Source organism: Gordonia sp. DT30, assembly GCF_049844915.1.
Lineage (GTDB): Bacteria > Actinomycetota > Actinomycetes > Mycobacteriales > Mycobacteriaceae > Gordonia.
On sequence record NZ_JBNCLY010000094.1, the window covers coordinates 1 to 359 of the forward strand.

A 359-nucleotide genomic window follows, 5' to 3' on the forward strand; every position below is an offset into this window, starting at 1 on the left:
ATCGAGGCGTGTGTACCCGCCCAGGTGGGGGTGTTTCTGCGGGATCGGATCGCGGCGTTGATCGGGTTGCGGGTGTGTCGTAATGATCGGCGCACGCTCGGACAGCAGCGGGTGGCGGCGTTGGCGGAGTTGACGGGGGTTCCGGGTGCCCGTCTGTCGTGTACGTGTGGTCGGGATGGGTGCGCGCGGACCGCGAAAGACCCCGACACCGAGCCGGTCGATGAGACTCCGGCCGATGAGACCGCAGCGGAGACCCCGGCGGATGCGGCTGAGGCCGCCGAGTGGGAGGCGCAGCTACCGGTACCTGTCGATGCCGACGCACCTGCCGACGACAGCAACCCTGACGACGCTCCTCCTGC

The 359-nt window shown here is 69.1% G+C and carries 1 pseudogene; it reads left to right on the plus strand.

Annotation, left to right across the window (positions count from 1 at the left end):
• Window positions 1–359: pseudogene (locus ACLQ3C_RS21575) on the plus strand (HNH endonuclease); the annotation flags it as partial.